A 23,409-nucleotide genomic window follows, 5' to 3' on the forward strand; every position below is an offset into this window, starting at 1 on the left:
GACGGATCAGTCAGCGCGCCAATAGGCGGTCGTGTCGCGGCTGCCGACCAGGCGAATCTGCCCGTCGGCCAGGCCCAGCGCCTTGCCCGGCGCCGAGATGGCGGCGAAGCGCAGCAGGTCGCTGCCCTTGTCCTGCAACCGCACGAACTGGCTGCGCAGCGCGAAATCGGCGCTCTTGCTGTCCCTTTCGAGCGTCACCGAACCGTCCTTCTTCGCGACCAGATAATGATCGGGTATCAGGATGGGGGAGAGCATGACGCTCTGCTTGCCGGCGCGGCCGGGCAGTTGGCGGAACTGGGTCTGGGCCAGCGCCGGGTTGCCGCCAAGCAGCTGCAAGCCGTCATGCGCCAGCAGCGACTGCGGGCTGGCGGCGGAGACGAAGCGCTCGGGCATCGGGCCATTGCCCACCGGCACGCCGAAATCGGGCGTGCCGTCGGCGGTGTAATAGAGGCGCTGGACGCGGGTGTGGCGATCGGGGTTCAGCAGCGGATCGCCCTGAATCTCCTTATAGTCGCGGCCATGATAGACGAGGATGTCGCGGCCCTGTTCGTCCACGGTGAAACTGTTGTGGCCGGGGCCATAGACGCTGGTCTGTTCGTTGCTGACGAATACCGGCTGGGGTGACTTGGTCCAGCTCTTCGCGTCCAGCAGGTCGGCATTCTCGTCCGCCGTCAGCAGGCCCAGGCAATAGCGCGCGTCGGTGGCGCTGGCCGAATAGGTCATGAACAGCCGGCCGTTGCGGTGCAGGACGGCGGGGGCTTCGGCGACCTTGTAGCCGCGCACTTCCCAGTCGAGCGTGGGGACGGTCAGGCGCGTGACCTTCTCGCCCAGCTTCAGCGGCGCTTCCAGCTTGGCTATGTAGAGGTTGCTGTTGGTTTCGATGCCCGGTTCGCGCTGCGCCCAGGCGAAATAACGAACGCCCTTGTGCACGAAGCTGGTCGAATCGAGGTTGAAGCTGTCCCACGGCGTTTGCAGTTCGCCGGCCACGCTCCACTTGCCGCTCATCGGATCGGGGCCGTCGCAGACGATCGCATAGGTGCGGATGCGGAACACGTCGTCACCGCCGCCGGCTGGGCCTGCCGCGAAATACATATAGTATTTGCCGTCGATCTGATGCAGCTCGGGCGCCCAGATATAGCCCGAACGCGGGCCGCTGGCCTCATGCCGCCACAGCACGGCCTCCTTCGCGGTCGACAGGCCCGCGATCGTCTTCGACCGGCGCAGCACCAGCCGGTCATATTCGGGGACGGAGCCGGTCAGATAATAATAGCCATCGTCATGACGGAAGACCTGCGCGTCCGCGCGCTGCTTGACCAGCGGATTGATGGGGACGGGGGCGGCGGCTGGGTCCGAGGCGGCGCGGGCCATGGCAGGCACGGCGGACAGTGCGGCGGCGCTGCCGATGAAGCCGCGACGGGACAGGTTGAAGGGCATCAGGTGTCTCTCCAGGAGATAGTCGGACTAAAAGGGGTCAATACTCAGCGACGGGCCAGCCGTCAGCCCCCCAGCGCACCGGGGCGATGCGCAAGGTGGGGGCGCCGTTCGCCTGTTTGTCATAGGCGTGGTAGACGACATAGTCCTTGTCTTCCTGGCCGCTGCCATCTTTATCGTGGAGCCAGCCGGCATGGCCGGGGCCGCGGAAGCGCTGCTGTTCCTGAAGATCGGCGCGCAGGAAGATGGTGCCGCCTCCTTCCATCAGCGGGCTGCCGTCCTTGCCGAGATAGGGACCGGTGATCGCCTTCGACCGGCCCATGACCGTGTAATAGGTGCTGTTCGTCCCCTTGCAGCAATAGTCGTAGCTGACCATCAGCCAATAATAGCCGCCATGGTCGACGATGAAGGGCGCTTCGACCGGAGCCGGGCCGCCGGCCGGGGCGGGGCGGCGGGCGATGGAGACGGGCTTCTTCGCATCCCTGGGCTTGCCGGTCTTTGGATCGAGTTCGAACAGCTTGATGCCGGTCCAGAAGCTGCCCAGCGACAGCCAGTGGCGGCCATCCCGGTCGATGATGAAATTGGGGTCGATGGCGTTATAGTCGGCGTCCTTCGTGGACATGACGACCAGTCCTTCGTCGCGCCAGCCGTAATTCTTCGCCTTGGGGTCCAGCGTCGGGCTGGTGGCGAGGCCGATGGCCGAGCGGTTCGATCCGAAGGTGGAAACCGAATAATAGAGGCGATAGCGGCCATTCACATAGCTGATATCGGGCGCCCACATGCCGTCGCTGCCGGGGATCGCCTGCTTCGCCCATTCGGGGAGCGAGGTGAAGATTGGATCGCCCGCCGTCCAGTGCACCAGATCCTTCGACGTGCGCGTCTCGATAAGCCGCTTGCCATGGCCGGTGCTGAACACATGATAGGTGTCGCCTTCGCGGGCGATGACGGGATCATGGGTCGGGACGAGGTCGCCGGTCAGCCGGTCGTTGAGCGTCGCGGGGGCAGCGGCAGCCGGTTGCTGGGCGCAGGCGGGGCCGGTGGCTGCGAGCAGGGCGAGGCCCGCCAATGTGAGCATGAGGTGTCGGGCCATTCGGACCTCTCCATATCTAAGCGAAGTGCCCCTGCTTGCGCAGGAGCACTGGCATCAACGGGCATCAGGGGATGGAGCGGGCGGTAATTCCACCCACCGCCCGCTCCAAGGACGTTATTGCAGTTCGAGCACGACCACCGACTTGGCCGGCAGCGTCACGGTCAGCGTGCCGCCGCTGACCTGCGCGCCGGTGAAGGCGGCAGGCTTGACGGTTTCGGGCGCGTCGAAGCTGTTATGCGCATTGATCGCCGACGCGGTCAGCACGCGGCCCGTGACGGTCGCGGCGTTCAGGCCGTCCAGCTTCACCGTGACGGTGTTGGGCTGGTTTGGATCGAGGTTCGACAGGCCGACATGGACCTTGCCGTCCTTGCCCTTCACGGCAGAGCCGCTGACGGCGGGCATGGTGAACTGATCCTTGGCATACCAAGGGGTCTGGATGTCGATCGGCAGCACCGTGGCATCCTGCCAGGGCTTGTACATTTCGAAGACATGATAGGTGGGCGTCAGCACCATTTTCTTGCCTTCGGTCAGGATCATCGCCTGAAGCACGTTCACCATCTGCGCGATCGCGGTCATGCGGACACGGTCGGCATGCTTGGCGAAGATATCGAGATGGATCGAGGCGACCAGCGCGTCGCGCAGCGTATTTTGCTGGCGCAGGAAGCCCGGATGGGTGCCCTTGTCCTGGGCGAACCACGTCCCCCATTCGTCGACCGCCAGGAAGACACGCTTGGCGGGATCATATTTGTCCATGATCGCGCTGTGTTTGGTGACGAGTTCGTCCATCCGGCGCGCGCCGGACAGGATATTGGCCCAGGCGGACTCGTCGAAATCGACTGGATCGCCCTTGGGCGGGAATTGGCCGTTCAGCAGCGTATAATAATGGAGCGAAAGGCCATCGAGCTTGTCGCCCGCTTCGCGCATGATCGTTTCGGTCCAATTATAATCATCGACATTGGCGCCCGCCGCGATCTTCATGATCCTGGTGCCGCGCGGCGCCTTGACGAAAGTGGCGTAACGGCGCGTTTCGTCCGCCGCGAATTCGGCGCGCATATTGCCGCCGCAGCCCCATAATTCGTTGCCGATCCCGAAATAGGGGACGGCCCACGGCTCCTTATGGCCATTCTTCGCGCGTTCTTGCGCCAGCGTGCCGGCGGGCGAGGTCATATATTCGACCCACTCCGCCATTTCCTGTGGCGATCCGTTGCCGACATTGCCGGAGATATAGGCCTGTGCCCCGACCTGACGGATCAATTCGAAATATTCATGCGTGCCGACCGTGTTCGGCTCGGTCACGCCGCCCCAATGGGTGTTGATCTTGACCGGGCGGTCCTTCTTGGGGCCGATGCCTTCGCGCCAGTGATATTCGTCGGCGAAGCAGCCGCCGGGCCAGCGGATGATCGGCACCGACAGGTTGCGCAGCGCAGAAATCACGTCATTGCGGAAGCCGTTGGTGTTGGGGATCGACTTGTCATTGCCGACCCAAAGGCCGCCATAGATGCCGTTGCCCAGATGCTCGGCGAACTGGGTGAAGATCGCCTTGTCATAGACCGCGCCGGGCTTGTCGGCATGGATGGTGGCGGTGGTCGGCTTGCCGTCGGTATCGGCGCTGGCCGGCTGCCAAGCCAGTGCGCTGGCGCAGAGCAACAGCGCGCTGGCGGTGCGGCGCAAGGTTTTCGTCATGTCCGTCCTCTCCCTGTGGATGAAATTGTGGATAAGTCAGTCGTGAAAGGCGTCGGTGTTTTCGCGCGTGCCGCGCAGGAAGGCGTCGGCGACCAGCCGCAGCGGGTTGGTGTCGACATCCGACCGTCCGCCCCGGATCAACGTAGCGAAACGGGCATAGAGGCCGGCATATTCGACATCTTCGCCATGTTCAGTTCCGCTGGGCAGGGTCAGCACCGCGCCGCCGTGGCTGAGCTTCAGCGTGCCGGCGTCGGTTTCGACGATGATGTCCCAGCTTTGCGGGCCGGTCTGGCGCCAGTCGAGGTCCATGTGGATCGGCGCGCCCGCCGTGTCGCGGAAGGCGAGGTCGGCGGCGATCGGCGCGGCGCGGTTTTCCGGCAGCACCAAGGTCGCGTCCTTCAGGAAGAAGGGGCGCGGCAGGATATGGGTGACGATCGACAGGGCATTGATGCCCGGATCGAACACGCCCAACCCGCCGGGCTGCCAGATCCAGGCCTGACCCGGATGCCAGACGCGGACATCCTCGCGCCAGACGATCGAGACTTTTTCGATCCGGCGCTCGGCCAGCCAGGCACGCGCCGGCGCGACGCCGGCGGCAAAGCGGCTGTGCCAGGCTGCGAAGAGGCTGACGCCAACCTTGTCGGCCTGGCCTTTAAGCGCTTCCACCTCAGCCAAAGTCGCGCCGGGCGGCTTTTCGAGAAAGAGGTGGATGCCCCTGGCTAGCGCCTGCGATGCGAGATCGTAGCGGACCTGCGGCGGGGTGCAGAGCGCGATGGCGTCCACCGCCGGTCCCTGTGCGAGCAGATCGTCCAGGCTGGCATGGTGCGGTACACCGTCGAGGCCCGCATCATGCGGGCTGACGGTGGCCGCCAGGCTGAACGCCGCATTGCCCCGGATGGCCGGGACATGCTGGTCGCGCGCGATCTTGCCGATGCCGACGATCGCGATACGGATCGGGTCCATTGGTGTCAGAGCTGCTTGACGGCGACCTGGACAGCGTCGGCGCGCGTGAGCGGATTGCGCACCGGCAGGGTGAAGGGCGCGGCGATGATTTCGAACACGTCGCCTTCCTGCGTCTGCACGCCGTCGCTGAACGACAGGGTGGCCGTGCCGAAGAAGTGGACATGGACGTCGCCGGGGCGGCGGAACAGGTCATATTTGAAATGATGATGTTCCAGGTTCGCGAAGCTGTGCGACATATTGCCTTCGCCCGACAGGAACGGCTTTTCCCAGATCACTTCGCCGTCGCGCAGGATGCGGCTGGCGCCTTCGATATGCTCCGGCGGCGTGCCGACCAGCAGTTCCGGGCCGAGCGAGGCCTGACGCAGCTTGGAGTGGGCGAGCCACAGATAGTTGTGGCGCTCGGTCACATGGTCGCTGAACTCGTTGGCGAGCGCGAGGCCGAGGCGATAGGGGGTGCCGTCCTCGCCGATCAGGTAGATGCCGGCCAGTTCGGGTTCCTCGCCGCCATCCTTGGCGAAGGCGGGCATGACGAGCGGATCGGTCGGGCCGACCAGCTGCGAGCCGTCGCCCTTGTAGAACCATTCGGGCTGCTGGCCGACTTCGCCGGCACTGGGCTTGCCGCCTTCCAGGCCTTCCAGGAACATGCGCATCGAATCGGTCTGCTTTTCGGCGGCGGCGGCTTCGCGGTGCATCTTGTCGCGGCCCTCGGCGGAACCGAGATGGGTCAGGCCGGTGCCGGTCAGCTGGACATGCGCGCCGTCTTCATGGTCGATCGGCGCGAGCAGGCGGTTCGCTTCATATTCGGCGGCGATGTCCACCGCGTCAGCCTTGCCGGCGGCGTCGACGGCGGCGGCAAGGCTGACGCCCTGCGCGATCGCGTGCAGCGCCAGTGCGCGGATGGTGGCGAAGCCCGGCACGAAATGGGCGGCGTCGCCCTGCGCGGCGATGACCGACCGTTCACCGGAGTCCGAACGGTGCTGCAACAGACGCAATGTCATGAAAACTCTCCCTCCCGCACGCCGACCTGTGGCGCTGGTTCATCGATGATAGGCGAAACGCTGCGCCGACACGGGCCGGCGCAGCGGTGAATCTCTCAATTACTCCGACATATTACACGGCGATGGTAAAGGCAATCATTGTATTCTAGGCTGAACTATGCCTCATTGGATCGAGGTGGGAGGGATCCGAATGGTGAAGGAAAATCCGTCTTTGCACGGGGATGAGACGGAAAAGGGCGGAAATGGCCGGGCGGCGCGAGGGCCGGGGCGGCGGCTGCACGGTGCGATCGCGCACAAGCTGGGCACGGCGATCTTGTCGGGGCAATATCAGCCGGGCGACACGCTGTCGGGCGAAGTGGCCTTTGCCGAGGAACTGGAAGTGTCGCGCAGCGCCTATCGCGAGGCGATCCAGGTGCTGACCGCCAAGGGGCTGGTGGAAAGCCGGCCCAAGGCGGGGACGCGGGTGCTGCCGCGCAATCGCTGGAACCTGCTCGATCCCGATGTGCTGGCCTGGGCCTTTGCCGGGGAGCCGGACATCCAGTTCGTGCGCGACCTGTTCGAGCTGCGCGCCATCGTCGAGCCGGCGGCGGCGCGGCTGGCGGCGCAGCGGCGCGACAAGGACGATCTGCGGATCATGAAGGATGCGCTGGCCGCGATGCGCCGCCATACGCTGGCGACCGAGGCGGGACGGGCGGCCGACCGCGATTTTCACAATGCGATATTGAATGCGACGCGCAACGACGCGCTGCTGACGCTGACCGCCAGTATCGGCGCGGCGGTCAACTGGACCACCCAGTTCAAGCAGCGCGCCCGCGCCCTGCCGCGCAACCCGATCCCCGATCATGTCCGCGTCTATGATGCGATCGCGGCGGGCGATCCGGCGGCGGCGGCCGAAGCGATGGGCGTACTGGTCGACCTGGCGCTGGAGGATACGGCGAGCGCGATGGGCGGCTGACGACCAGAAGTTGACATAAGCATTAACAATATCGCGTCTTGATTGCGGACGGACTTGCATGGCGGCATTCTGTCGCCTTGAGAAGGGGGGCGCCATGCAGAAGGTCGGTAAGTTCGCATTGATTATGCTAACGCTGGCGACAGCTTGCTCTGGCCCAACGCGCGACCCGTCTGTGCTTCAAGCAATCCGTACAGAAGCGCGGATGCTATCGAGGTCAACAGCTAGGTCTCAGGTTGCCTTGCCAAAGAGCAAATGGCCGCAGGCAATTTCTGGACTAGAGCCAGAAAACGTCACCATTTCTGCGGATGGTGTCGATATCCTTGTAAAGCCGTATTTTGATGGTGGTTGGGGATATTTCATCCCGCCCAATGATCGAGAGCTGCCGGAGCCAAAGGGCCGCTTCGAGCCGGTGGGTAAGGGGGTGTATTGGTATTGCCCCTACTGAATGTCTGTTTCATTACTTTGCCAACTAAAACCGGACCGCCAGATAACCACCCCATATCCGCCATCAGACATCTAGGCGGGCGGTTCATCATCCTTGTCGCCGTAGATGAATGCCATAAGCCCCGACCGCAGCCGCACTTCACGCCGGACATAATCGACTTCATAAGCGTCTGCGCGGGCAATATCCTGCGGCGTGAGGCGGAAGACGAGGCCGTCTACGGCATCGGCGGGATCGTCGCTCGGTTCGACCATTGGGTGCCAGCGCGTGCCGCTCTTGGCGATGACGTCGGGATCGCTGATCTCGATCATCCGCTGGCGAAAGCCGGGGATGGCGTCCGGCGTGCCTACGACATGGCGGCCGAACAGCGCCTTCTGCACCTCAGGCTGGCGCAGCGTACCGTAGGAGAAGAGCAGGATGTCGGACATTACGGGCGGGATAGGCCGATGCATGGGCGGCGCAAAGCAAAAAGGCCGGAGCGGTCGCCCGCTCCGGCCTTTTCGTTGACGCTTCCGGTCCCTTATTCGCCGATCTGCTGATCGGGCAGCGCATGGGTCACTTTCGACCCCCAGAGCGCGTAGAAGAGGACGTACAGTTCGCAGGCCGCGGTCAGCAGGAAGCTGGTCTGGAGGCCATAATGGTCGGCGAGCCAGCCCTGCACCACCACGAGCGCGCCGCCGGCGATCGCCATGATGAGCAGACCCGATCCTTCCTCGGTCAGGGGGCCGAGACCCTTGATGCCCAGCGTGAAGATGGTCGGGAACATGATCGAGTGGAACAGGCCGACGAGGATCAGCGACCACATGGCGACCGGGCCGGTGGTGAAGACCGTGACCAGCATCACCAGGAAGGCGCCGATCGAGAAGGCGGCGAGGACATGGCCTGCGTCGAACTTCTGCATGATCGCCGAACCGGCGAAGCGACCGACCATCATCCCGCCCCACAACAGGGTCAGGTAATTGCCCGCCTGTTCATGGGTCAGGTTGGCGATTTGCGGCTGGCTGACGAAGTTGATGAACAGGTTGGCGACGCCGATTTCCGCGATCAGGTAGATGAAGATCGCGGGGATGCCGAACACGAGGTTGCGGTGCGCCCAGAGCGAATGCTTCTTGCGCTCTTCCTTGTTGTGGCGCGCGGTCGCATTGCCCATGGCGGGCAGCGGGAAGCGGGCGATGACCACCGCCAGCACGACCAGCACGACGGCGACCAGCACATAGGGCAGGACCACCGACTGGGCGTCGGCGAGGCGTTCGGCCTGGGTCAGGACGACCTCGCCCTGTGCCGTGCCGCCCTTCGACCGGCCGAGGATCAGATAGGCGCCGAACATCGGCGCCAGCATGGTGCCGGCGGAGTTCATCGCCTGAACCAGGTTGAGGCGCGAGGAGGCGGTTTCGGGCTTGCCCACGACCGCGACATAGGGGTTGGCCGCGACCTGCAGCAGGGTGATGCCGCTGGCGATCACGAACAGCATGACCAGAGTCACGCCATAGGAGGGGATCGACGCCGCGACCGTCATGCCCAGCGCACCCGCCGCCATGACGAGCAGGCCGATGACCATCGACTTCTGGTAGCCGACCCGCTCGATCAGCTTGGCCGACGGGATGGAGGCGAAGAAATAGGCGATGAACCAGACCGATTCGATGAGGGTCGTCTGGGTGTAGCTGAGGTCGAACACGCTGCGCAGATGGGGCAGCAGCGTGTTGTTGATGACGGTGATGAAGCCCCACATGAAGAAGAGGCTGGCGAGCAACGCGAGCGCAGGGCCGTAGCGCGTGCCGGGATTATGCGTTGCATGCGGTGCAGCGCCTGACGAAATCGGTCCTGCCATTCATCCTTCTCCAGTGCAGTTCCAGTAGCAGGCCGCCCGATCAAGGGTTGCGCCCGCTTATTTTGTCGGAGTATATCCCCGGCAACCGCCCGTCAATGGGCGTAGCTTTACCGGGAGGAAGTCCATGCGAAAGGTCGTCGATTTGAAAACAGCGTTGTCATACGCACTGGCTTTTGGCCTCGCAAGCGGAACCGCGCTGTCGGGCACGGTCCTCGCAAGCGGGACCGCGATGGCCGCCGAAGCGACCCGCACTCCCGCCGGTAGCGCCGATGGCGCCGCCGTCGAAACCATCACGCTCAGCAATGCTTCGGGCGTGTCGGCGAAGATCCTCAGCTATGGCGCGACGCTCCAGTCGCTGTCCGGCCCGGACAAAGACGGCAAGACCGCCGACGTGCTGCTGGGCTATGACGACCTCAAGGACTATGTCGACCACCCCAATTTCTTCGGCGTCACCGTGGGCCGCTATGCCAACCGCATCGCCGGCGGCAAGTTCAGCCTGGACGGCAAGGCCTATCAGCTTCCGCTGAACGACAAGGTCAATTCGCTGCATGGCGGCGGCAAGGGCTTCGACAAGCAGGTGTGGAAGATCGTGTCGATCAAGAGCGGCCCGACCGCGACCGCCGTGCTGTCGCTGACCAGCCCCGATGGCGATTCGGGCTATCCCGGCAAGCTCGACGTCACCGTCACCTATACGCTGGATGAAGCGGGCAACCTTGGCATCGCGTTCGACGCGAAGACCGACAAGCCGACCATCGTCAACATGACCAACCATGCGATCTTCAACCTCCAGGGCGAAGGATCGCCCGACGGCGCGCTGGGCCATGTGCTGACCATCCCGGCCAAGGCCTATACCCCGGTCGACGCCAACCTCATCCCGACCGGCGAACTCAAGCCGGTCGAGGGCAGCGTGTTCGATTTCCGCAATGGTCGCCGCGTGGCGGACGGCATTCGCGACGGGCGCGATCCGCAGATCGTCGCGGGCCGCGGCTATGACCACAACTGGGCGCTGGACAAGGGGCTGACGAAGAAGCCCGAACTGGCCGCGCGGCTGGAAGATCCTGCATCGGGCCGCGTGCTCGAAGTGCTGACGACCGAGCCGGGCGTGCAATTCTATACCGGCAATTTCCTCGACGGCACCTTCATCGGCAAGAGCAGCCATGTCTATCGCATGGGTGACGGCATTGCGCTGGAGCCGCAGAAATTCCCGGATTCGCCCAACAAGCCTAGCTTCCTGTCGGCGCGCGTCGATCCCGGCAAGCCCTATCACCATGCGATGGTCTATCGCCTGTCGGTGAAGCGTTGATGGTCGCGTGGCGCAAGATCGACCGCGACGTCGCGGACACGCTGGGCGAGGGCACGCTCTGGTCCGCGCGTGACAATGCGGTCTATTGGGTCGACATTCTTGCGCCCGCGCTCAACCGCCTGTCCCTGGACAGCGGCACGGTCGAGCGCTGGGCGATGTCTGAGCCATTGGGCTGGGTGGCGGAGCGCACGGCCGGCGGTTTCATCGGCGGCTTCCAGAGCGGCTTTGCCGAGATCAGCCTCGATCCGCTGACGATCACGCCCTTCGGCGACCCGGAGCCGCATTTCCCCGGCAACCGCATGAATGACGGCAAGGCGGATGCGCAGGGCCATATCTGGTGCGGCACGATGGACATGGCCGAGGAACATGATCGCGGCGCCCTCTATCGTCTGGCGCCCGATCGCAGCTGGAGCGTGATCGACAGCGACTATCGCGTGCCCAACGGCCCCGCTTTCTCGCCCTGCGGCCAGTGGCTCTATCACAGCGATACCGCGAAAAAGCAGATGTTCCGCTTCCGCCGGACGGAAACGGGTGCGACCGAGCGCGAGCCGTTCATCCGCTTCGGCGAGGAGGATGGCTATCCCGACGGCATGACCGTGGACGCGGAAGGCCATATCTGGGTCGCGCATTGGGGCGGCAGCCGGATCAGCCGCTTCACGCCCGAGGGTAAGCTGGATCGCGCCATCGAAATGCCGGCGCGGCAGGTGACGAACATCAGCTTCGCCGGCCCGAAGCTCGACCGCATGTTCGTCAGTTCCGCGACCGTGGGGCTGGAGGACGCGACCGACTATGATGGCGGCTTTTTCGAGGTGGAGTGCGGCGTGCGCGGCTTGCCGACGAACCTTTACGCCGGCTGATTTTGCCGCAGCACAAGAAAAAGGGCGTGGCCGTTTCGCGATGGCTGCGCCCTTTTCGTTGGCGCGACGCATAAAGGCGGTTGCGTCGGCTGGGCGAATCTCCTAATAAGCCGGGACAACGTTGTCACGCCTCTCCAAGCAGGACGATGTTGCGATCCCGGACGGTCCGGTGGCGAACTGCACGCGTCGCTGGCTGTCCGGGTCGATTTTTCCCAATATCGCCATAGGAACAGGCCGCATCGCCGGTTGCATCGCGATGGCTTGATCCCTCCGCCCGACCAAAAGCATTTCTGTCAGTGGCCTCAGCATTGCTTGGGCGCGCATTGTCTATCATATTGATAGTAAGCTGCGCGAGTCGGCGAGAAGGAGAGCCATGATCGAGTCTCATCTGGATGAGGCGCCCGCCGGAAGCTGGTGGAGTCGCCTGACGCAAGCCATCCTGCGCGAACCGACCGTGGTTCTGCTGGAAAAGGAGGCGGATCTGTCGCGTCCTTCCGGTGATCGGACGCCTCAGGACTCCGCCTTCGAGGCGGCTCGCTAAACGGAGCGTTGCCATCTTTGGGCTTCGCTGCGGGCCTGTCCGTCCTGCATAAGCCGCTCGAACGGATCATCCACAAGGAGACATCATGGCTACCGATCCCCGCACCGTTGTACGTGCCGTCGATCCCCTGTTTCTGGAGCGCTGGTCGCCGCGCGCCTTCGATTCCTCGGCGCTGCCGCAGGAAGATCTGGACACGATCTTCGACGCCGCGCGCTGGGCGCCGTCGGCGTTCAACTATCAGCCTTGGCGCTTCCTCTATGCGCATCGCGATACGGCCGACTGGGATCGTTTCCTGGGCACGCTGCTGCCCTTCAACCAGGGCTGGGTGCGCAATGCGTCGGTGATCGTCTATGTCCTGTCCGACACGCTGATGGCGGCGCCTGGCTCCGATGATTTCAAGCCGTCGCACAGCCATAGTTTCGATGCGGGCGCGGCCTGGGCGCTGCTGGCATTGCAGGCGACGCGGCTTGGCTATCATACCCATGGCATGACCGGCGTTGATTTCGACGCTGCGCGCAAGGAACTGGGCGTGCCGGACCGATTCCGGATCGAGGCCGCCGTCGCCATCGGCCGGCAGGCGGACAAGGCGATCCTGCCCGAAACCTTGCAGTCGCGCGAAGCACCCAGCGGCCGCAAGTCGGTCGAGGAATTCGCCTTCGCCGGCGATTTCGCGGGCTGAAGCAGGAGCGCCCCGGCTGGATGGTCGGGGCGCTCAGCCTTTCCGCGGCTGGCCGGGCGTGCTGAAGACCAGATGCTTCAGCGCGAAATAGTTGATCACCGACACGATCATGATCGCCGACAGCCCGGCGGCATAGGGATTGGCGATGACGCGCGATACCGTCGCCAGCATCGCCAGCCCCAGCAGGTAATTGGCGGCATAGGACAGGATGAACCGCAGCTTGGCCGGCGCGGCATCGCGGAAGACATGGCGGCTATAGCTGACATAGTTGAACATCACGCCCATGACGTGCGCGACGAGTTGCGCGACGAACATGTTGAGGCCCAGCCACACCAATAGCGCATAGACGCCAAGGCCGAACAGCGTGTTGACGATGCCGGTCTGATAATAGCGCCAGAGTTCGATGAGGCGCGCGCGGGAGGGGGCGAAACCCATATCAGCCACCGGATTTGAGGAACCGTCCCAGCTCTTCCGCCATATAGTCGAGATGATCGTCGGTCAGGCCGGGGAAGAGGCCAAGCCAGAATGTATGGGTCGTCGTCAGGTCCGCATTGGTCAGTTCGCCGACGACGCGATAGTTGCGGCCCTTCATATAGGGCTGGCGCAGCAGATTGCCGCCGAAGAGCAGGCGGGTGCCGATCTTCCGGCTGTTGAGATAGCGCACCAGCGCCTCGCGGCTGATGCCGCTTTCCGGCCGGATGGTGATCGGGAAGCCGAACCAGGAGGGCTGGCTGTTGGGGGTCGCCTGCGGCAGGATCAGCACATCCTCATATGGACGTAGCCTTTCGGTAAGCCCTGCGAAGTTGCGCGCGCGCGCGGCGATGAAGCCGTCGAGATGGCCGAGTTGCGACAGGCCGACGGCCGCCTGCATGTCGGTGATCTTGAGGTTATAGCCGGCATGGCCATAGGTATATTTATGGTCATAGCCTTCAGGCAGATTGCCCAGCCGCCGCGCGAAACGCTTGCCGCAGGTGTCGTCCTTGCCTGGCGCGCACCAGCAGTCGCGGCCCCAGTCGCGCATCGATTCGATCACGCGCTTGAGGCGCGGCTTGTCGGTGAACACCGCGCCGCCTTCGCCCATGGTGATATGATGCGCCGGGTAGAAGCTCAATGTGCCGATATGGCCGAAGGTGCCGACATTGCGACCGGCATAGGTGGCGCCCAGCGCGTCGCAGCAATCCTCCACCACCCAGAGATCATGTTTCTCGGCGACGCGCATCACCTCGGCAATGTCGAAGGGATTGCCCAGCGTATGGGCGATCATGATCGCGCGGGTTCGGTCGCTGACCGCCGCCTCGATCATATCGGGCTTCACATTATAGGTCGGGATGTCGACGTCGACGAAGACCGGCACCAGTCCATATTGCAACGACGGGTTGACCGTCGTGGGAAAGCCGGTCGCGACGGTGATGACTTCGTCGCCCGGTTTCAGCGCCTCGCCCCGGAAATAATGCGAAGTCAGGGTCGAAAGGGCGAGCAGGTTGGCCGACGACCCCGAATTGGTCGTCAGCGCATGGGCGACGCCCAGCCGCTGCGCCAGCTTCGCCTCGAACGCGTCGTTGAACCGGCCGGTGGTCAGCCAGAAATCGAGCGAGGAATCGACAAGGTTGCGCATGTCGCTTTCGTCATAGACTTTCCCCGATACGGGAACGGCGCTTTCGCCCGGCACGAAGGGGGCAGGAGCATGGAAGCGCCGCGCATATTCCCCGGTGAGGTCCAGGATCAGGGCGCGAAGCTGGGCTTCATCGCAGTCGCCCTTCAGGGCCGTTGAAATGGATGCCAGATGTTCGGTCATGAACATTCCTTCCCGGATAGGGTGCGCTCGAATATCGCGCGGTAGGCGGTCAGTTGTGCGAGCGAGATCTGCGCCGCATCGCCGCCATCGGCGACGGAGCGGTGCCAGGCGACGATCGTGTCGAGCGCGTCCCGCAAGCGCAGCGCAGGGCGCCACCCCAGTTCGGTGCGCGCCTTGGAGCAGTCGAGTTTCAGGATCATCGCTTCATGCGGCTGGTCCTGTGGCTCGGTGAACCAGTGCGGCCCGCCCCAGCCGGCGCACATATGGTCGGCGATCCAGCCCACGGGCCGGGTGTCGTCGTCGGCCGGGCCGAAATTCCAGCCGGTGGCGGCCGATGCGTCGCCCTCGAACAGGCGCTGCGCGATCATCAGATAGCCGCCCAGCGCCTCCAGCACATGCTGCCAGGGGCGGATGGCAGCGGGCGAGCGGATGAAGGGCGGCTTGCCGGCGATCAGCGCGCGGACGATGTCGGGGATGAGGCGGTCTGCGGCCCAGTCGCCGCCGCCGATGACATTGCCTGCCCGAACCGACGCGAGCAGTGGACCTTTTCCGAAGAAGCTGCGGCGGTAGGAGGCGATCACCAGCTCCGCCGCGCCCTTGCTGGCGCTGTAGGGATCATGACCGCCCATCGGGTCGCCTTCGCGATAGGGCCACACCCATTCGCGATTTTCATAGCATTTGTCGCTGGTGACGCAGACGATCGCCTTCAGGTCGGCGGCGCGGCGGCAGGCGTCGAGGACATGCGCGGTCCCCTGCACATTGGTGGCGAAGGTTTCGAGTGGACAGTCGTAGGACAGGCGGACCAGAGGCTGTGCGGCGAGATGGAACAGGATTTCGGGGTGCGCTTGCAGGATTGCGGCTTCTATGGCGGTCCTGTCGCGGATGTCGCCCTCGATATGGGTGAGGCCATGTTCCACGCCGGCCTGGCGGAACAGGCTGACCGCTTCGGCGGGGAGGGAAAAGCCCGTCACCTCTGCGCCCATCTGCGCCAGCCACATGGCGAGCCAGCTTCCCTTGAAGCCGCTATGGCCGGTGAGGAACACCTTGCGTCCCTGCCAGAAAGCGGCGGTCATCATGGCCTAGAGCGCATCCGACGGCCGGCGCGGGTGATGCGCGCCCGCCATGGCATGGGCTTGTCGGCCACGCCCTGCATGGACCGCATCTACAAGAAATGACGTTCCGATCGCCACCGTGCCTGTTCCCCCGTGCCACCATGAGCGGACGTCAAGTTTCTGGAGGCGGGGCAGGGTCTGGTCAACGGCGCGGAAGGGGGATTGCCAGACGGTAAATTGAACTAAATCAACGATTTGATCGGATAATTTGGAGCTATCCCGAATCGGTAGTTGATTTGGGCCGACCAATGGTGCGGGAGCGTTTTCGGATGCCCCCGCACCGTCCGGCCGGCATCAGGCGTCAGTCCAGCCACCACCCAGCGCCCGGAACAGATCGACCTGCGCGAAGGCGACCGCGCGGTTGGCGGCGGCAAGGTCGGCGTCCGCCGCCGCCTGGGTGCGCAGCGCGTCGAGCACGGTCAGGAAGTCGATCTGCCCCTCCCGCTGGCGGGCGGTGCTGATGCGGGCGGCGCGAGCGGCTTCGTCCCGTGCGGTCTGGAGCGCGGCGCGGCGTTGCAGCGCGTTGGCATAGGTGGAGAGGGCGGTTTCCGTCTCCTCCAGCGCGCGCAGCACCGTGCCGTCGAACGTCGCGAGCGCCGCGTCGCCATCGGCCCGCGCCGCCGCGATGCGGGCGCGGTTGGCCTCCTGATTGGGGAAGGCCCAGCTGATGAGCGGTCCCAGCAGCCAGTTGAGCGGGCCGCCGCCGAAGATGTCGCCGCCGCCGATCGCCGTGGTGCCGATCGATCCGCCCAGCGTGATGCGGGGATAGAGGGCGGCGGTGGCCACGCCGATCCGTGCCGTGTCCCCCGCCAGCCGCTGTTCTGCCGCGCGCACGTCGGGGCGACGGGCGAGCAGCGCCTGCCCATCGCCCACCGGGATGGGCTGGGTCAGGTCGGGTGTCACTTTCGCATCGCGGACGGTCGCGGGCAAATCCTGCGGCGTGCGGCCGGTCAGCGTCGCGAGGCGGAACAGCGCCGCATTGCGATCCGCCACCAGCGAGGGAATGAGCGCCTTCTGCTGGTCGCGCAGCGAGGTGATGCGGATCACGTCGAGCCGGTCGGAGCGGCCGACGTCGAAGCGCGCCTGCGAAATGCGGAGCGACTGGTCGAGCAGGTCGACCGTCTGTTGCGCGACCGCGATCCGCTGGGCCGATGCAGTGGCGTCGACATAGGCGCGGACCGTATCGGCGACCACCGCGACCTTGACCGCATCGGCGTCGGCCTGCGCCGCGCCGGCATCGCCGCGCGCCGCCTCTATGCTGCGCTTCACCCGGCCGAACAGGTCGACTTCATAAGCGACGTCCAGTCCCATATCGACGGTCCAGTTTTCCCTGTTCATGCCGGGAAGGGTCTGGGCCTGCGAGACGCGGCCATAGCTGGGCGATCCGCTGAGCGCCGTGCTGGGCAGCCGGTCGGAGCGCGCGCCGCGCAACTGGGCGCGGGCGCGCTCCAGCCGGGCGACGGCGACGCGGATGTCGGTATTGGCCGACAGCGCATCCGTGACCAGCCCGTCGAGCAGAGGGTCGTTATAGAGCCGCCACCAATGATCGTCGGCAGGGGCCTGCGCGACCGCCGGGTTCGCCGCCCCGATGAAGGGGGCGGCGGCGGTGGCCGGGGTGGCGGGCGCCTTATAGTCCGGCCCGGCGGCGCAGGCCGTGAGCGCGCTGGCGCCGAGCAGCAAGGCGATGAAGTTCCTTGTCATGGCTTTTGTCCTTATTCGGCCGGCTGCAAGGCAGGTTCAGCCTGTCCCGGTCGGCGGCGGGCGAAACGATCGCCCAGCGCGCGGCACACGACATAGAAGGTGGGGGTGAAGAGCAGGCCGAACGCCGTCACGCCGGTCATGCCGAAGAAGACCGCCGTACCTAATGCCTGCCGCAGCTCCGCGCCAGCCCCGGTCGCGATCACCAGCGGCACCGCACCCAGGATGAAGGCGAAGCTGGTCATCAGGATCGGGCGCAGGCGAGTCTGGGCAGCCTGAACGGCGGCTTCGACCGGCGAGAGACCCTGCTCCTCTTCCGCCTGCTTGGCGAATTCCACCACCAGAATGGCGTTCTTCGCGGCAAGGGCGATCAGAACGACCAAGCCGATCTGCGTGAGGATGTTGTTGTCCATCCCGCGCAGGTTCACGCCCAGCATAGCCGCGAACAGGCACATCGGCACGATCAGGATGATCGACAGCGGCAGCGTCAGGCTTTCATATTGCGCCGCCAGCACCAGGAAGACGAAGAAGACCGCCATGCCGAAGACGAGGCCAGCAGTGTTGCCCGCGATGACCTGCTGATAGGCGACGCCCGTCCATTCGCTGCCATAACCGGCAGGTGCGGATGCTGCGAGCTTCTCCATGGTGGTCAGCGACTGGCCCGACGAATAGCCCGGCGCCGTGTCGCCGTCGATCTCCACCGCCGGCAGCAGGTTGTAGCGGACCACGCGATAGGGACCGGTCTTGTCCTTGAAGGTCGAGACGGAGCCTATCGGCACCATCTGGCCGCTGTTCGACCGGGTCTTGAGATTGGCGATGTCGGCCACCGTGCCGCGATGATCGGCATCGGCCTGCGCGGTCACGCGATAGGTGCGGCCCAGCAGGTTGAAGTCGTTGACGAACGCCGACCCCAGATAGACCTGCATCGCTTCGAAGATGCGTTCGGGCGGGACGCCCAGCAGGTCCGCCTTGCGCCGATCAACGTCCGCGTAAACGCGGGGCGTGCCGACGTCGAACAGGGTGTAGACCATCGACAGGCTGGGGGACTGGTTCGCCTTGGCGATCATGTCCTGCGCCACTTTGTTGAGTTCGGCGTAGCCGCGGTCCTCGCGGTCCTCCAGCATCATCCGATAGCCACCGGCGGAACCGATGCCCTGAATGAGCGGCGGGGGGACGAGCAGGATGCGCGCCTTGTCATAGCCGGCGACGGCCTTGTTCGCCTGTTCCATGATGCCGGCATAGGTGACGCCTTCCGCCTTGCGCTCCGCAAAGCTCTTGAAGGGGAAGTAGATTGCCGCGCTGTTGGGCGCCTGCGTCTGCGACGGACCGTGGAAGCCGGCGAACATCACCGCGCCGCGCAGGCCCTTCACCGGCAGGATCTTCTCCGCCACCTCGCGCGTCACCTTGTCGGTGCGTTCGAGCGAGGCGCCGGAGGGCAGCTGTACTACGGCGAGGAAATAGCCCTGGTCCTGCGCCGGGATGAAGCCGCCGGGCGTCACCCAGAAGAGAGCGATGGTGGCGGCGATCAGGCCGGAATAAGTCAGCAACATCTTCTTCGGGCGAGCGACGAGGAAGCGGGTGAGGCGGCCATAGCCCGTGCTCATCCGGTCGAAGCCATGGTTGAACGCATCGACGGCCACGCCCAGCTTCTGCCGCCAGACCGGATCGCCGCTGCGGTCGCGCGGGCCGTGCTTTTCCTTGAGCAGGAGAGCGGCGGCGGCGGGCGACAAAGTGAGCGAGAGGATCAGCGAGATGATCGTCGCGGTCGAGATGGTGACGGCGAACTGCTGGTAGAAGGCGCCGGAAATGCCGGTGATGAAGAGCGTTGGCACGAACACCGCGCAGAGCACCAGTACGATCGCGACCAGCGCGGTCGACACTTCGTCCATGGAGGTGCGGGCCGCCTCCAGCGGTGACATGCCATGCTCGATATTGCGCTCGACATTCTCGACCACGACGATGGCGTCGTCGACGACGATGCCGATGGCGAGCACCAGGCCGAAGAGCGACAGATTGTTGAGGCTGTAGCCAAGGCCCGCGAGGATCGCGGCCGTGCCGATCAGCGACACGGGGATGGCGATGATCGGGATGATCGCCGCGCGCCAGTTCTGGAGGAAGACCAGAATGACCAGCACGACCAGCAGGACCGCTTCGATCAGCGTGTGATAGACGGCGTCGATCGACTGGCTGATGAATTCGGTCGGGTTGTAGATGACGCTATATTCGAGGCCCTTGGGGAAGCGCTTGGACAACTGGTCCATTTCCGCCTTCACCTTCTCCGCCGCATCGAGTGCGTTGGAGCCAGGACGCTGCATCACCGCGATGACGACGGTGGGCTTGCCCGACAGATAGGTATTGATGCCATAATCCTGCGCGCCCAGTTCGACGCGCGCGACATCGGCCACGCGGACCTGGTGGCCGTCCGCGTCGGTGCGGATGACGATGTTGGAGAATTGCTGCGGTTCGGTCAGGCGGCCCTGCATCTCGACGCCGAGCTGGAAGGCTTCGCCCCGGTCATAGGGCGGCTGGCCGATCGAGCCGGCCGACACCTGGATATTCTGCGCGCGGAGCGCGGAGACGATCTCGCCTGCGGTCAGGTCCAGCGCGGCGGCGCGGTCGGGATCGATCCAAATGCGCATCGCATAGTCGCGCGATCCGAACAGCTGCACGTCGCCCACGCCGTCGAGACGGGCGAGCCGGTCGCGCACCTGCGTCAACGCATAGTTGGACAGGTAATTGCGGTCGAACGTGCCGTCGGGCGATTGCAGGTTCACGACCATCAGGAATTCGGGCGTGGTCTTGCGCGTCACGACGCCCAGGCGCTGCACTTCCTCGGGCAGGCGCGGAACTGCAACGGCGACGCGGTTCTGCACCAGCACCTGTGCGGCGTCGAGGTCGGTGCCGACCTTGAAGGTGACGGTGATGACGACCTTGCCGTCGCCGGTCGATTGGCTGCTCTGGTAGAGCATGTCGTCGACGCCGTTGATTTCCTGCTCGATCGGTGCGGCGACGGTCGATGCGACCGTTTCCGCCGATGCGCCGGGATATTGGGCGGACACCGTGACCGTGGGGGGCACGATATCGGGATATTGGGATACCGGCAGGCCGATAAAGGCGAGCGCGCCGACCACGGTGATGACCACCGCGATCACGGCGGCAAAGATCGGCCGGTCGATAAAGAAACGGGAGAAGCGCATCGGATCATCCTTTGCGAACGAGCGAAAGGGATGCCGCGCGATCCGGCGGGGGCCGGATCACGGGCCATTTCATGTTCGGTTTTTTGCGCCTGGGCGCGGTTTAGCGGGCGAAGGTCGCCTGCGCCGCCACCGGGGCGATGCTGTCGACCGGCGTGACCGGGGCGGGGGTCGGCCGGATCGCGGCGGGTTTCACCGCCACCTTGGCGCCGGGCATCGCGGCCTGAATGTTGGACACGATCACCCGATCATTGGGCGCAAGGCCGGAGCGGATGATCCGCAGGCCGTCGACGATCGGACCAAGCTCGACAGGCTTGGCCGTGACGCTGTCATCCTTGCCCACGACCAGCACGGTCTTGCGCGCCTGGTCGGACTGGATCGCCTCGTCCGGGACCAACAGGGCATTGGCCTTGCCGCCATTGGCGAGGCGCATATTGCCGAACAGGCCGGGGGTCAGGAAATTGCCCGGATTGTCGAATATGGCGCGGATGCGGATCGTGCCCGAGCGCGGATCGAGGCCGTTGTCGGTGAAGTCGAGCCGGCCCTTGTGGCTATAGTCGGCTTCGTCCTGCAACCGTACCTCGACCGCGCCGCCGGCGTCCTTGTCGCGCTGTGACTTCAGATACAGCGCCTCGGAGGCGTCGAAGTTGAAATAGATGGGGTCGAGCTTGTTGACCGTGGTGAGCAGGGTCGCGCCCGTGCCTTCCGCGCCGGCCACCAGATTGCCGATATCGACGCGGCGATCGGAGACGCGGCCCGAAATGGGCGCGCGCACCTGCGTGAATTCGACGTCCAGCGCACGGCTACGCTCGCGCGCCTGCGCCCCGGCGAGGGCGGCCTGCGCCGCCTGAAGCCGCGAACGCAGTGCATCCACTTCGCTGGCCGACACGGCTTCGTCGCCGCTGAGGCGCTGGACGCGGGCATAGTCATTCTGCGCCAGCAGCAGCGCGCTGCGGGCCGACGCGCTGCTCGCCCGCGCCTCGGCGAGAGCGGCGAGGAAGGGGCGCTGGTCGATGGTGAAGAGCAATTGCCCCTTCGCCACGAAATCGCCATCGCGGAAATGGATGGCGGTCACGGCGCCCGACACGCGCGGGCGGATTTCCACCGTCTGGCTGGGGGCGAAGCGGCCGACATAATCATCCCATTGCGTCACGCTGCGGGCGAGCGGCGCGGACACGCCGACCGCCGCCAGCGGGGCGGCCGATGCCTGGGCCTGTGGCTGGTCGAGCAGCTTCCAGCCGCCGCCCACTATGGCGATGGCGGCGATGGCCGCGACCCCGCCATGACGGCGGGACCATCGGCGCTTGAGTTGTGTGCCAGCGTCCGAATATTCGGCGTCGGCAGTGATTTTGGTATGCTGGTTCATGCGAAACTCCGGCGTCCGCGAGCCGATCGGCCCGCGCTGATGGTGGCGAGCAGAAGCTCCAATTGGGCGGTGGAGAAGCCGGCCGTGCGGAAAGCGGCGAGGCCCGACAGCGAAACGGCATAGCCCTTGTGCCAGGCTTCGACCGCCACGCGACGCAGTGCTTCCAGCCGGTCGCTGGCAAGGGTCAGGTTGGTTTCCTCGCCGAAGATCCAGCGGTGCAGGCGCGCGAAACGGCCCGGCCCGCGCAGCGAGCGCAGCCCGTCGGTACGGGCCAGCGATACGATCTGCCACTCCTCCGTGGAAAATCCGGTCGGTTCCGCCGCGCGAACGGTGGTCTGGGCGATGCTGACGCCGACCGCCATCTGCGGGCCGGCCAGTGGTTGTGCGAAATCAAGGAAAGCCATGGCTTTTCCCTTTCCCTGTGTGAAGCGGGCGCCTCTCTACGACCGGAAACGCGCCGCCGCGTCCCGCGTCTTGCGCCCGAAATTTGCGCGAATGATCCTGCCCGCGCGCGCCTTGAGGAGCGTCGGGGGAAGATCGAAAGCTATGGATCAGGATGCCCCGTTGCCGGGAAGCCGTCCTTCAAGCCGCTGTCAGCAACAGCGCCGATATTTGAGATTGTGCCGCATGATGACCTCCCTGGAGCGAGCGTCCAGCCAGTTCTATACTGATCGGTATACATTAACGTGACCTTGCTGGTCAAGCTTCTTTTTGTACCGGCAGGTATTTTATTCGCAGTGCAGCATTTTCAAGAGGTTCGCCGCCATGAGGGCGAAATAATTTTCGGCTTCAGACTTGCGTGAGCGCGGACGGCCGTTTCAGCGCCCCGGCCACATGGAAAGCGTGGTTTCGATCAGCGTTTCCAGTCGCTCGACCGGAACGCCCGCACTTGCCTGCACGGCCATGCCCTGGGTGACGGTCGACAGATAGCAGGCCAGCGCCTGCGGCTCGATATGATCGGGCAGGTCGCCTTCGTCGCGGGCGCGTTCGAACCGTTCGAGCAGCGCACGGTCGGAAGAGGCGCGGCGGGCGATCACTTCGTCGCGAATACATTCGGAATGGGCGGTGCCGCCAACCGAACTGATGACGCCAAGGCATCCCTTGGGATCGGTGCTATTGGTCTGGATCGCCAGCGATCCCCGCAGCAGCCGTTCGGCCACGAGCTTGGACGTGGGCGCTTCCAGCGCGGACTTCACATAGCAGAGCTTGTCGCGCTCATAGAGATCGAGCGCCTTGCGGAACAGCGATTCCTTGTTGCCGAAGCAGGCGTAGAGGCTGGGCTTGGTGATGCCCATCGCTTCGGTCAATTCGGCCAGCGACGCAGCTTCATAGCCGCGGCGCCAGAAGACTTCCAAGGCAGCCGCCAGAGCGTCTTCGGGATCGAACTCCCGCGGACGGCCTCTCCCGCTATGTGTCGCCATTTCCATACCGAGCGGTATATAGTGCGGATGGCCGCAGAGTCCAGTGGTACGGC

21 protein-coding genes are annotated in these 23,409 nt (G+C 65.0%); 6 read left to right on the plus strand and 15 right to left on the minus strand.

Annotation, left to right across the window (positions count from 1 at the left end; genetic code table 11):
- Positions 1 to 6: 6 nt before the first annotated feature.
- The 5 genes from DM806_RS15355 to araD1 form a co-directional block, all read right to left on the minus strand.
- Positions 7 to 1,434, minus strand: coding sequence for a glycoside hydrolase family 43 protein (locus tag DM806_RS15355; protein ID WP_179044044.1), 1,428 nt, complete (start codon positions 1,432 to 1,434; stop codon positions 7 to 9).
- Positions 1,435 to 1,471: 37 nt separating this feature from the next.
- On the minus strand, positions 1,472 to 2,521 hold the full coding sequence (locus DM806_RS15360; RefSeq protein WP_179044045.1) for an arabinan endo-1,5-alpha-L-arabinosidase: 1,050 nt from the start codon (positions 2,519 to 2,521) through the stop codon (positions 1,472 to 1,474).
- Between the two features lie 114 nt (positions 2,522 to 2,635).
- Positions 2,636 to 4,204 (minus strand): alpha-N-arabinofuranosidase, encoded by a 1,569-nt coding sequence (locus DM806_RS15365; protein ID WP_179044046.1) that lies wholly within the window; start codon positions 4,202 to 4,204, stop codon positions 2,636 to 2,638.
- A gap of 36 nt (positions 4,205 to 4,240) precedes the next feature.
- Positions 4,241 to 5,167 carry a Gfo/Idh/MocA family protein gene (locus DM806_RS15370; RefSeq protein WP_179044047.1) on the minus strand — a complete coding sequence of 309 codons (927 nt, stop codon included), beginning with the start codon at positions 5,165 to 5,167 and terminating at the stop codon, positions 4,241 to 4,243.
- 5 nt (positions 5,168 to 5,172) lie between these two features.
- The gene (gene araD1, locus DM806_RS15375; RefSeq protein ID WP_218647501.1) at positions 5,173 to 6,165 is read right to left on the minus strand and encodes an AraD1 family protein; all 993 of its coding nucleotides are present in this window, start codon (positions 6,163 to 6,165) and stop codon (positions 5,173 to 5,175) included.
- A 190-nt stretch (positions 6,166 to 6,355) separates the two neighbouring features.
- Here araD1 and DM806_RS15380 point away from each other — a divergent pair, with 190 nt between their 5' ends.
- A complete protein-coding gene (locus DM806_RS15380; RefSeq protein WP_179044048.1) occupies positions 6,356 to 7,120 on the plus strand; it encodes a FadR/GntR family transcriptional regulator in 765 nt (254 codons plus the stop codon).
- A 94-nt stretch (positions 7,121 to 7,214) separates the two neighbouring features.
- A complete protein-coding gene (locus tag DM806_RS15385) occupies positions 7,215 to 7,565 on the plus strand; it encodes a hypothetical protein (RefSeq protein WP_179044049.1) in 351 nt (116 codons plus the stop codon).
- 71 nt (positions 7,566 to 7,636) lie between these two features.
- Here the strand turns inward: DM806_RS15385 and DM806_RS15390 are convergent, their stop codons facing one another.
- Both DM806_RS15390 and DM806_RS15395 read right to left on the minus strand, forming a co-directional pair.
- On the minus strand, positions 7,637 to 8,014 hold the full coding sequence (locus tag DM806_RS15390; protein ID WP_256869333.1) for a gamma-glutamylcyclotransferase family protein: 378 nt from the start codon (positions 8,012 to 8,014) through the stop codon (positions 7,637 to 7,639).
- 68 nt (positions 8,015 to 8,082) lie between these two features.
- A complete protein-coding gene (locus DM806_RS15395) occupies positions 8,083 to 9,390 on the minus strand; it encodes a sugar MFS transporter (RefSeq protein ID WP_179044050.1) in 1,308 nt (435 codons plus the stop codon).
- Between the two features lie 124 nt (positions 9,391 to 9,514).
- On the opposite strand from DM806_RS15395, the gene DM806_RS15400 reads away from it, so the two are divergent.
- From DM806_RS15400 to DM806_RS15415, 4 genes are all read left to right on the plus strand, one after another.
- Positions 9,515 to 10,693 carry an aldose epimerase family protein gene (locus DM806_RS15400; protein WP_179044051.1) on the plus strand — a complete coding sequence of 393 codons (1,179 nt, stop codon included), beginning with the start codon at positions 9,515 to 9,517 and terminating at the stop codon, positions 10,691 to 10,693.
- The gene (locus DM806_RS15405; RefSeq protein WP_179044052.1) at positions 10,693 to 11,550 is read left to right on the plus strand and encodes an SMP-30/gluconolactonase/LRE family protein; all 858 of its coding nucleotides are present in this window, start codon (positions 10,693 to 10,695) and stop codon (positions 11,548 to 11,550) included. The genes DM806_RS15400 and DM806_RS15405 overlap by 1 nt, the downstream gene beginning before the upstream one ends.
- Before the next feature lie 373 nt (positions 11,551 to 11,923).
- Positions 11,924 to 12,091, plus strand: coding sequence for a hypothetical protein (locus tag DM806_RS15410; RefSeq protein ID WP_179044053.1), 168 nt, complete (start codon positions 11,924 to 11,926; stop codon positions 12,089 to 12,091).
- A gap of 85 nt (positions 12,092 to 12,176) precedes the next feature.
- Complete coding sequence (locus tag DM806_RS15415; RefSeq protein ID WP_179044054.1) at positions 12,177 to 12,770, plus strand: nitroreductase family protein; 594 nt, start codon at positions 12,177 to 12,179, stop codon at positions 12,768 to 12,770.
- 33 nt (positions 12,771 to 12,803) lie between these two features.
- Here DM806_RS15415 and DM806_RS15420 read toward each other — a convergent pair whose 3' ends face one another.
- The 8 genes from DM806_RS15420 to DM806_RS15455 all read right to left on the minus strand — a co-directional run bounded on the left by DM806_RS15420 (position 12,804) and on the right by DM806_RS15455 (position 23,356).
- Positions 12,804 to 13,205 carry a GtrA family protein gene (locus DM806_RS15420; protein WP_179044055.1) on the minus strand — a complete coding sequence of 134 codons (402 nt, stop codon included), beginning with the start codon at positions 13,203 to 13,205 and terminating at the stop codon, positions 12,804 to 12,806.
- 1 nt (position 13,206) lies between these two features.
- Positions 13,207 to 14,565, minus strand: a complete 1,359-nt coding sequence (gene rfbH / locus DM806_RS15425) for a lipopolysaccharide biosynthesis protein RfbH (protein ID WP_179044056.1) — start codon at positions 14,563 to 14,565, stop codon at positions 13,207 to 13,209.
- Positions 14,562 to 15,641, minus strand: a complete 1,080-nt coding sequence (gene rfbG / locus DM806_RS15430) for a CDP-glucose 4,6-dehydratase (RefSeq protein ID WP_179044057.1) — start codon at positions 15,639 to 15,641, stop codon at positions 14,562 to 14,564. Before rfbG ends, rfbH begins: the two co-directional genes overlap by 4 nt.
- A 330-nt stretch (positions 15,642 to 15,971) precedes the next feature.
- Positions 15,972 to 17,378 carry an efflux transporter outer membrane subunit gene (locus tag DM806_RS15435; protein ID WP_179044058.1) on the minus strand — a complete coding sequence of 469 codons (1,407 nt, stop codon included), beginning with the start codon at positions 17,376 to 17,378 and terminating at the stop codon, positions 15,972 to 15,974.
- A gap of 11 nt (positions 17,379 to 17,389) precedes the next feature.
- Entirely contained in the window at positions 17,390 to 20,572 is a 3,183-nt protein-coding gene (locus DM806_RS15440) for an efflux RND transporter permease subunit (RefSeq protein ID WP_179044059.1), read from the minus strand.
- A gap of 100 nt (positions 20,573 to 20,672) precedes the next feature.
- Positions 20,673 to 21,935: an efflux RND transporter periplasmic adaptor subunit gene (locus DM806_RS15445; RefSeq protein WP_179044060.1), complete on the minus strand. Its 1,263-nt coding sequence runs from the start codon at positions 21,933 to 21,935 to the stop codon at positions 20,673 to 20,675.
- Positions 21,932 to 22,339 carry a hypothetical protein gene (locus tag DM806_RS15450; RefSeq protein WP_179044061.1) on the minus strand — a complete coding sequence of 136 codons (408 nt, stop codon included), beginning with the start codon at positions 22,337 to 22,339 and terminating at the stop codon, positions 21,932 to 21,934. The genes DM806_RS15445 and DM806_RS15450 overlap by 4 nt, the downstream gene beginning before the upstream one ends.
- Before the next feature lie 414 nt (positions 22,340 to 22,753).
- Positions 22,754 to 23,356, minus strand: coding sequence for a TetR/AcrR family transcriptional regulator (locus DM806_RS15455; RefSeq protein WP_372859558.1), 603 nt, complete (start codon positions 23,354 to 23,356; stop codon positions 22,754 to 22,756).
- Positions 23,357 to 23,409 lie beyond the last annotated feature (53 nt).

Source organism: Sphingobium lactosutens, from assembly GCF_013393185.1.
In the GTDB taxonomy this organism is placed as follows: domain Bacteria; phylum Pseudomonadota; class Alphaproteobacteria; order Sphingomonadales; family Sphingomonadaceae; genus Sphingobium; species Sphingobium lactosutens_A.

What these genes read in the sequence shown, in the direction of transcription:
- DM806_RS15355 (WP_179044044.1), bottom strand. Translation starts at nt 1,434, where the DNA reads ATGCCCTTCAACCTGTCCCGTCGCGGCTTCATCGGCAGCGCCGCCGCA.
- DM806_RS15360 (WP_179044045.1), bottom strand. Translation starts at nt 2,521, where the DNA reads ATGGCCCGACACCTCATGCTCACATTGGCGGGCCTCGCCCTGCTCGCA.
- DM806_RS15365 (WP_179044046.1), bottom strand. Translation starts at nt 4,204, where the DNA reads ATGACGAAAACCTTGCGCCGCACCGCCAGCGCGCTGTTGCTCTGCGCC.
- DM806_RS15370 (WP_179044047.1), bottom strand. Translation starts at nt 5,167, where the DNA reads ATGGACCCGATCCGTATCGCGATCGTCGGCATCGGCAAGATCGCGCGC.
- araD1 (WP_218647501.1), bottom strand. Translation starts at nt 6,165, where the DNA reads ATGACATTGCGTCTGTTGCAGCACCGTTCGGACTCCGGTGAACGGTCG.
- DM806_RS15380 (WP_179044048.1), top strand. Translation starts at nt 6,356, where the DNA reads ATGGTGAAGGAAAATCCGTCTTTGCACGGGGATGAGACGGAAAAGGGC.
- DM806_RS15385 (WP_179044049.1), top strand. Translation starts at nt 7,215, where the DNA reads ATGCAGAAGGTCGGTAAGTTCGCATTGATTATGCTAACGCTGGCGACA.
- DM806_RS15390 (WP_256869333.1), bottom strand. Translation starts at nt 8,014, where the DNA reads ATGCATCGGCCTATCCCGCCCGTAATGTCCGACATCCTGCTCTTCTCC.
- DM806_RS15395 (WP_179044050.1), bottom strand. Translation starts at nt 9,390, where the DNA reads ATGGCAGGACCGATTTCGTCAGGCGCTGCACCGCATGCAACGCATAAT.
- DM806_RS15400 (WP_179044051.1), top strand. Translation starts at nt 9,515, where the DNA reads ATGCGAAAGGTCGTCGATTTGAAAACAGCGTTGTCATACGCACTGGCT.
- DM806_RS15405 (WP_179044052.1), top strand. Translation starts at nt 10,693, where the DNA reads ATGGTCGCGTGGCGCAAGATCGACCGCGACGTCGCGGACACGCTGGGC.
- DM806_RS15410 (WP_179044053.1), top strand. Translation starts at nt 11,924, where the DNA reads ATGATCGAGTCTCATCTGGATGAGGCGCCCGCCGGAAGCTGGTGGAGT.
- DM806_RS15415 (WP_179044054.1), top strand. Translation starts at nt 12,177, where the DNA reads ATGGCTACCGATCCCCGCACCGTTGTACGTGCCGTCGATCCCCTGTTT.
- DM806_RS15420 (WP_179044055.1), bottom strand. Translation starts at nt 13,205, where the DNA reads ATGGGTTTCGCCCCCTCCCGCGCGCGCCTCATCGAACTCTGGCGCTAT.
- rfbH (WP_179044056.1), bottom strand. Translation starts at nt 14,565, where the DNA reads ATGACCGAACATCTGGCATCCATTTCAACGGCCCTGAAGGGCGACTGC.
- rfbG (WP_179044057.1), bottom strand. Translation starts at nt 15,641, where the DNA reads ATGATGACCGCCGCTTTCTGGCAGGGACGCAAGGTGTTCCTCACCGGC.
- DM806_RS15435 (WP_179044058.1), bottom strand. Translation starts at nt 17,378, where the DNA reads ATGACAAGGAACTTCATCGCCTTGCTGCTCGGCGCCAGCGCGCTCACG.
- DM806_RS15440 (WP_179044059.1), bottom strand. Translation starts at nt 20,572, where the DNA reads ATGCGCTTCTCCCGTTTCTTTATCGACCGGCCGATCTTTGCCGCCGTG.
- DM806_RS15445 (WP_179044060.1), bottom strand. Translation starts at nt 21,935, where the DNA reads ATGAACCAGCATACCAAAATCACTGCCGACGCCGAATATTCGGACGCT.
- DM806_RS15450 (WP_179044061.1), bottom strand. Translation starts at nt 22,339, where the DNA reads ATGGCTTTCCTTGATTTCGCACAACCACTGGCCGGCCCGCAGATGGCG.
- DM806_RS15455 (WP_372859558.1), bottom strand. Translation starts at nt 23,356, where the DNA reads ATGGCGACACATAGCGGGAGAGGCCGTCCGCGGGAGTTCGATCCCGAA.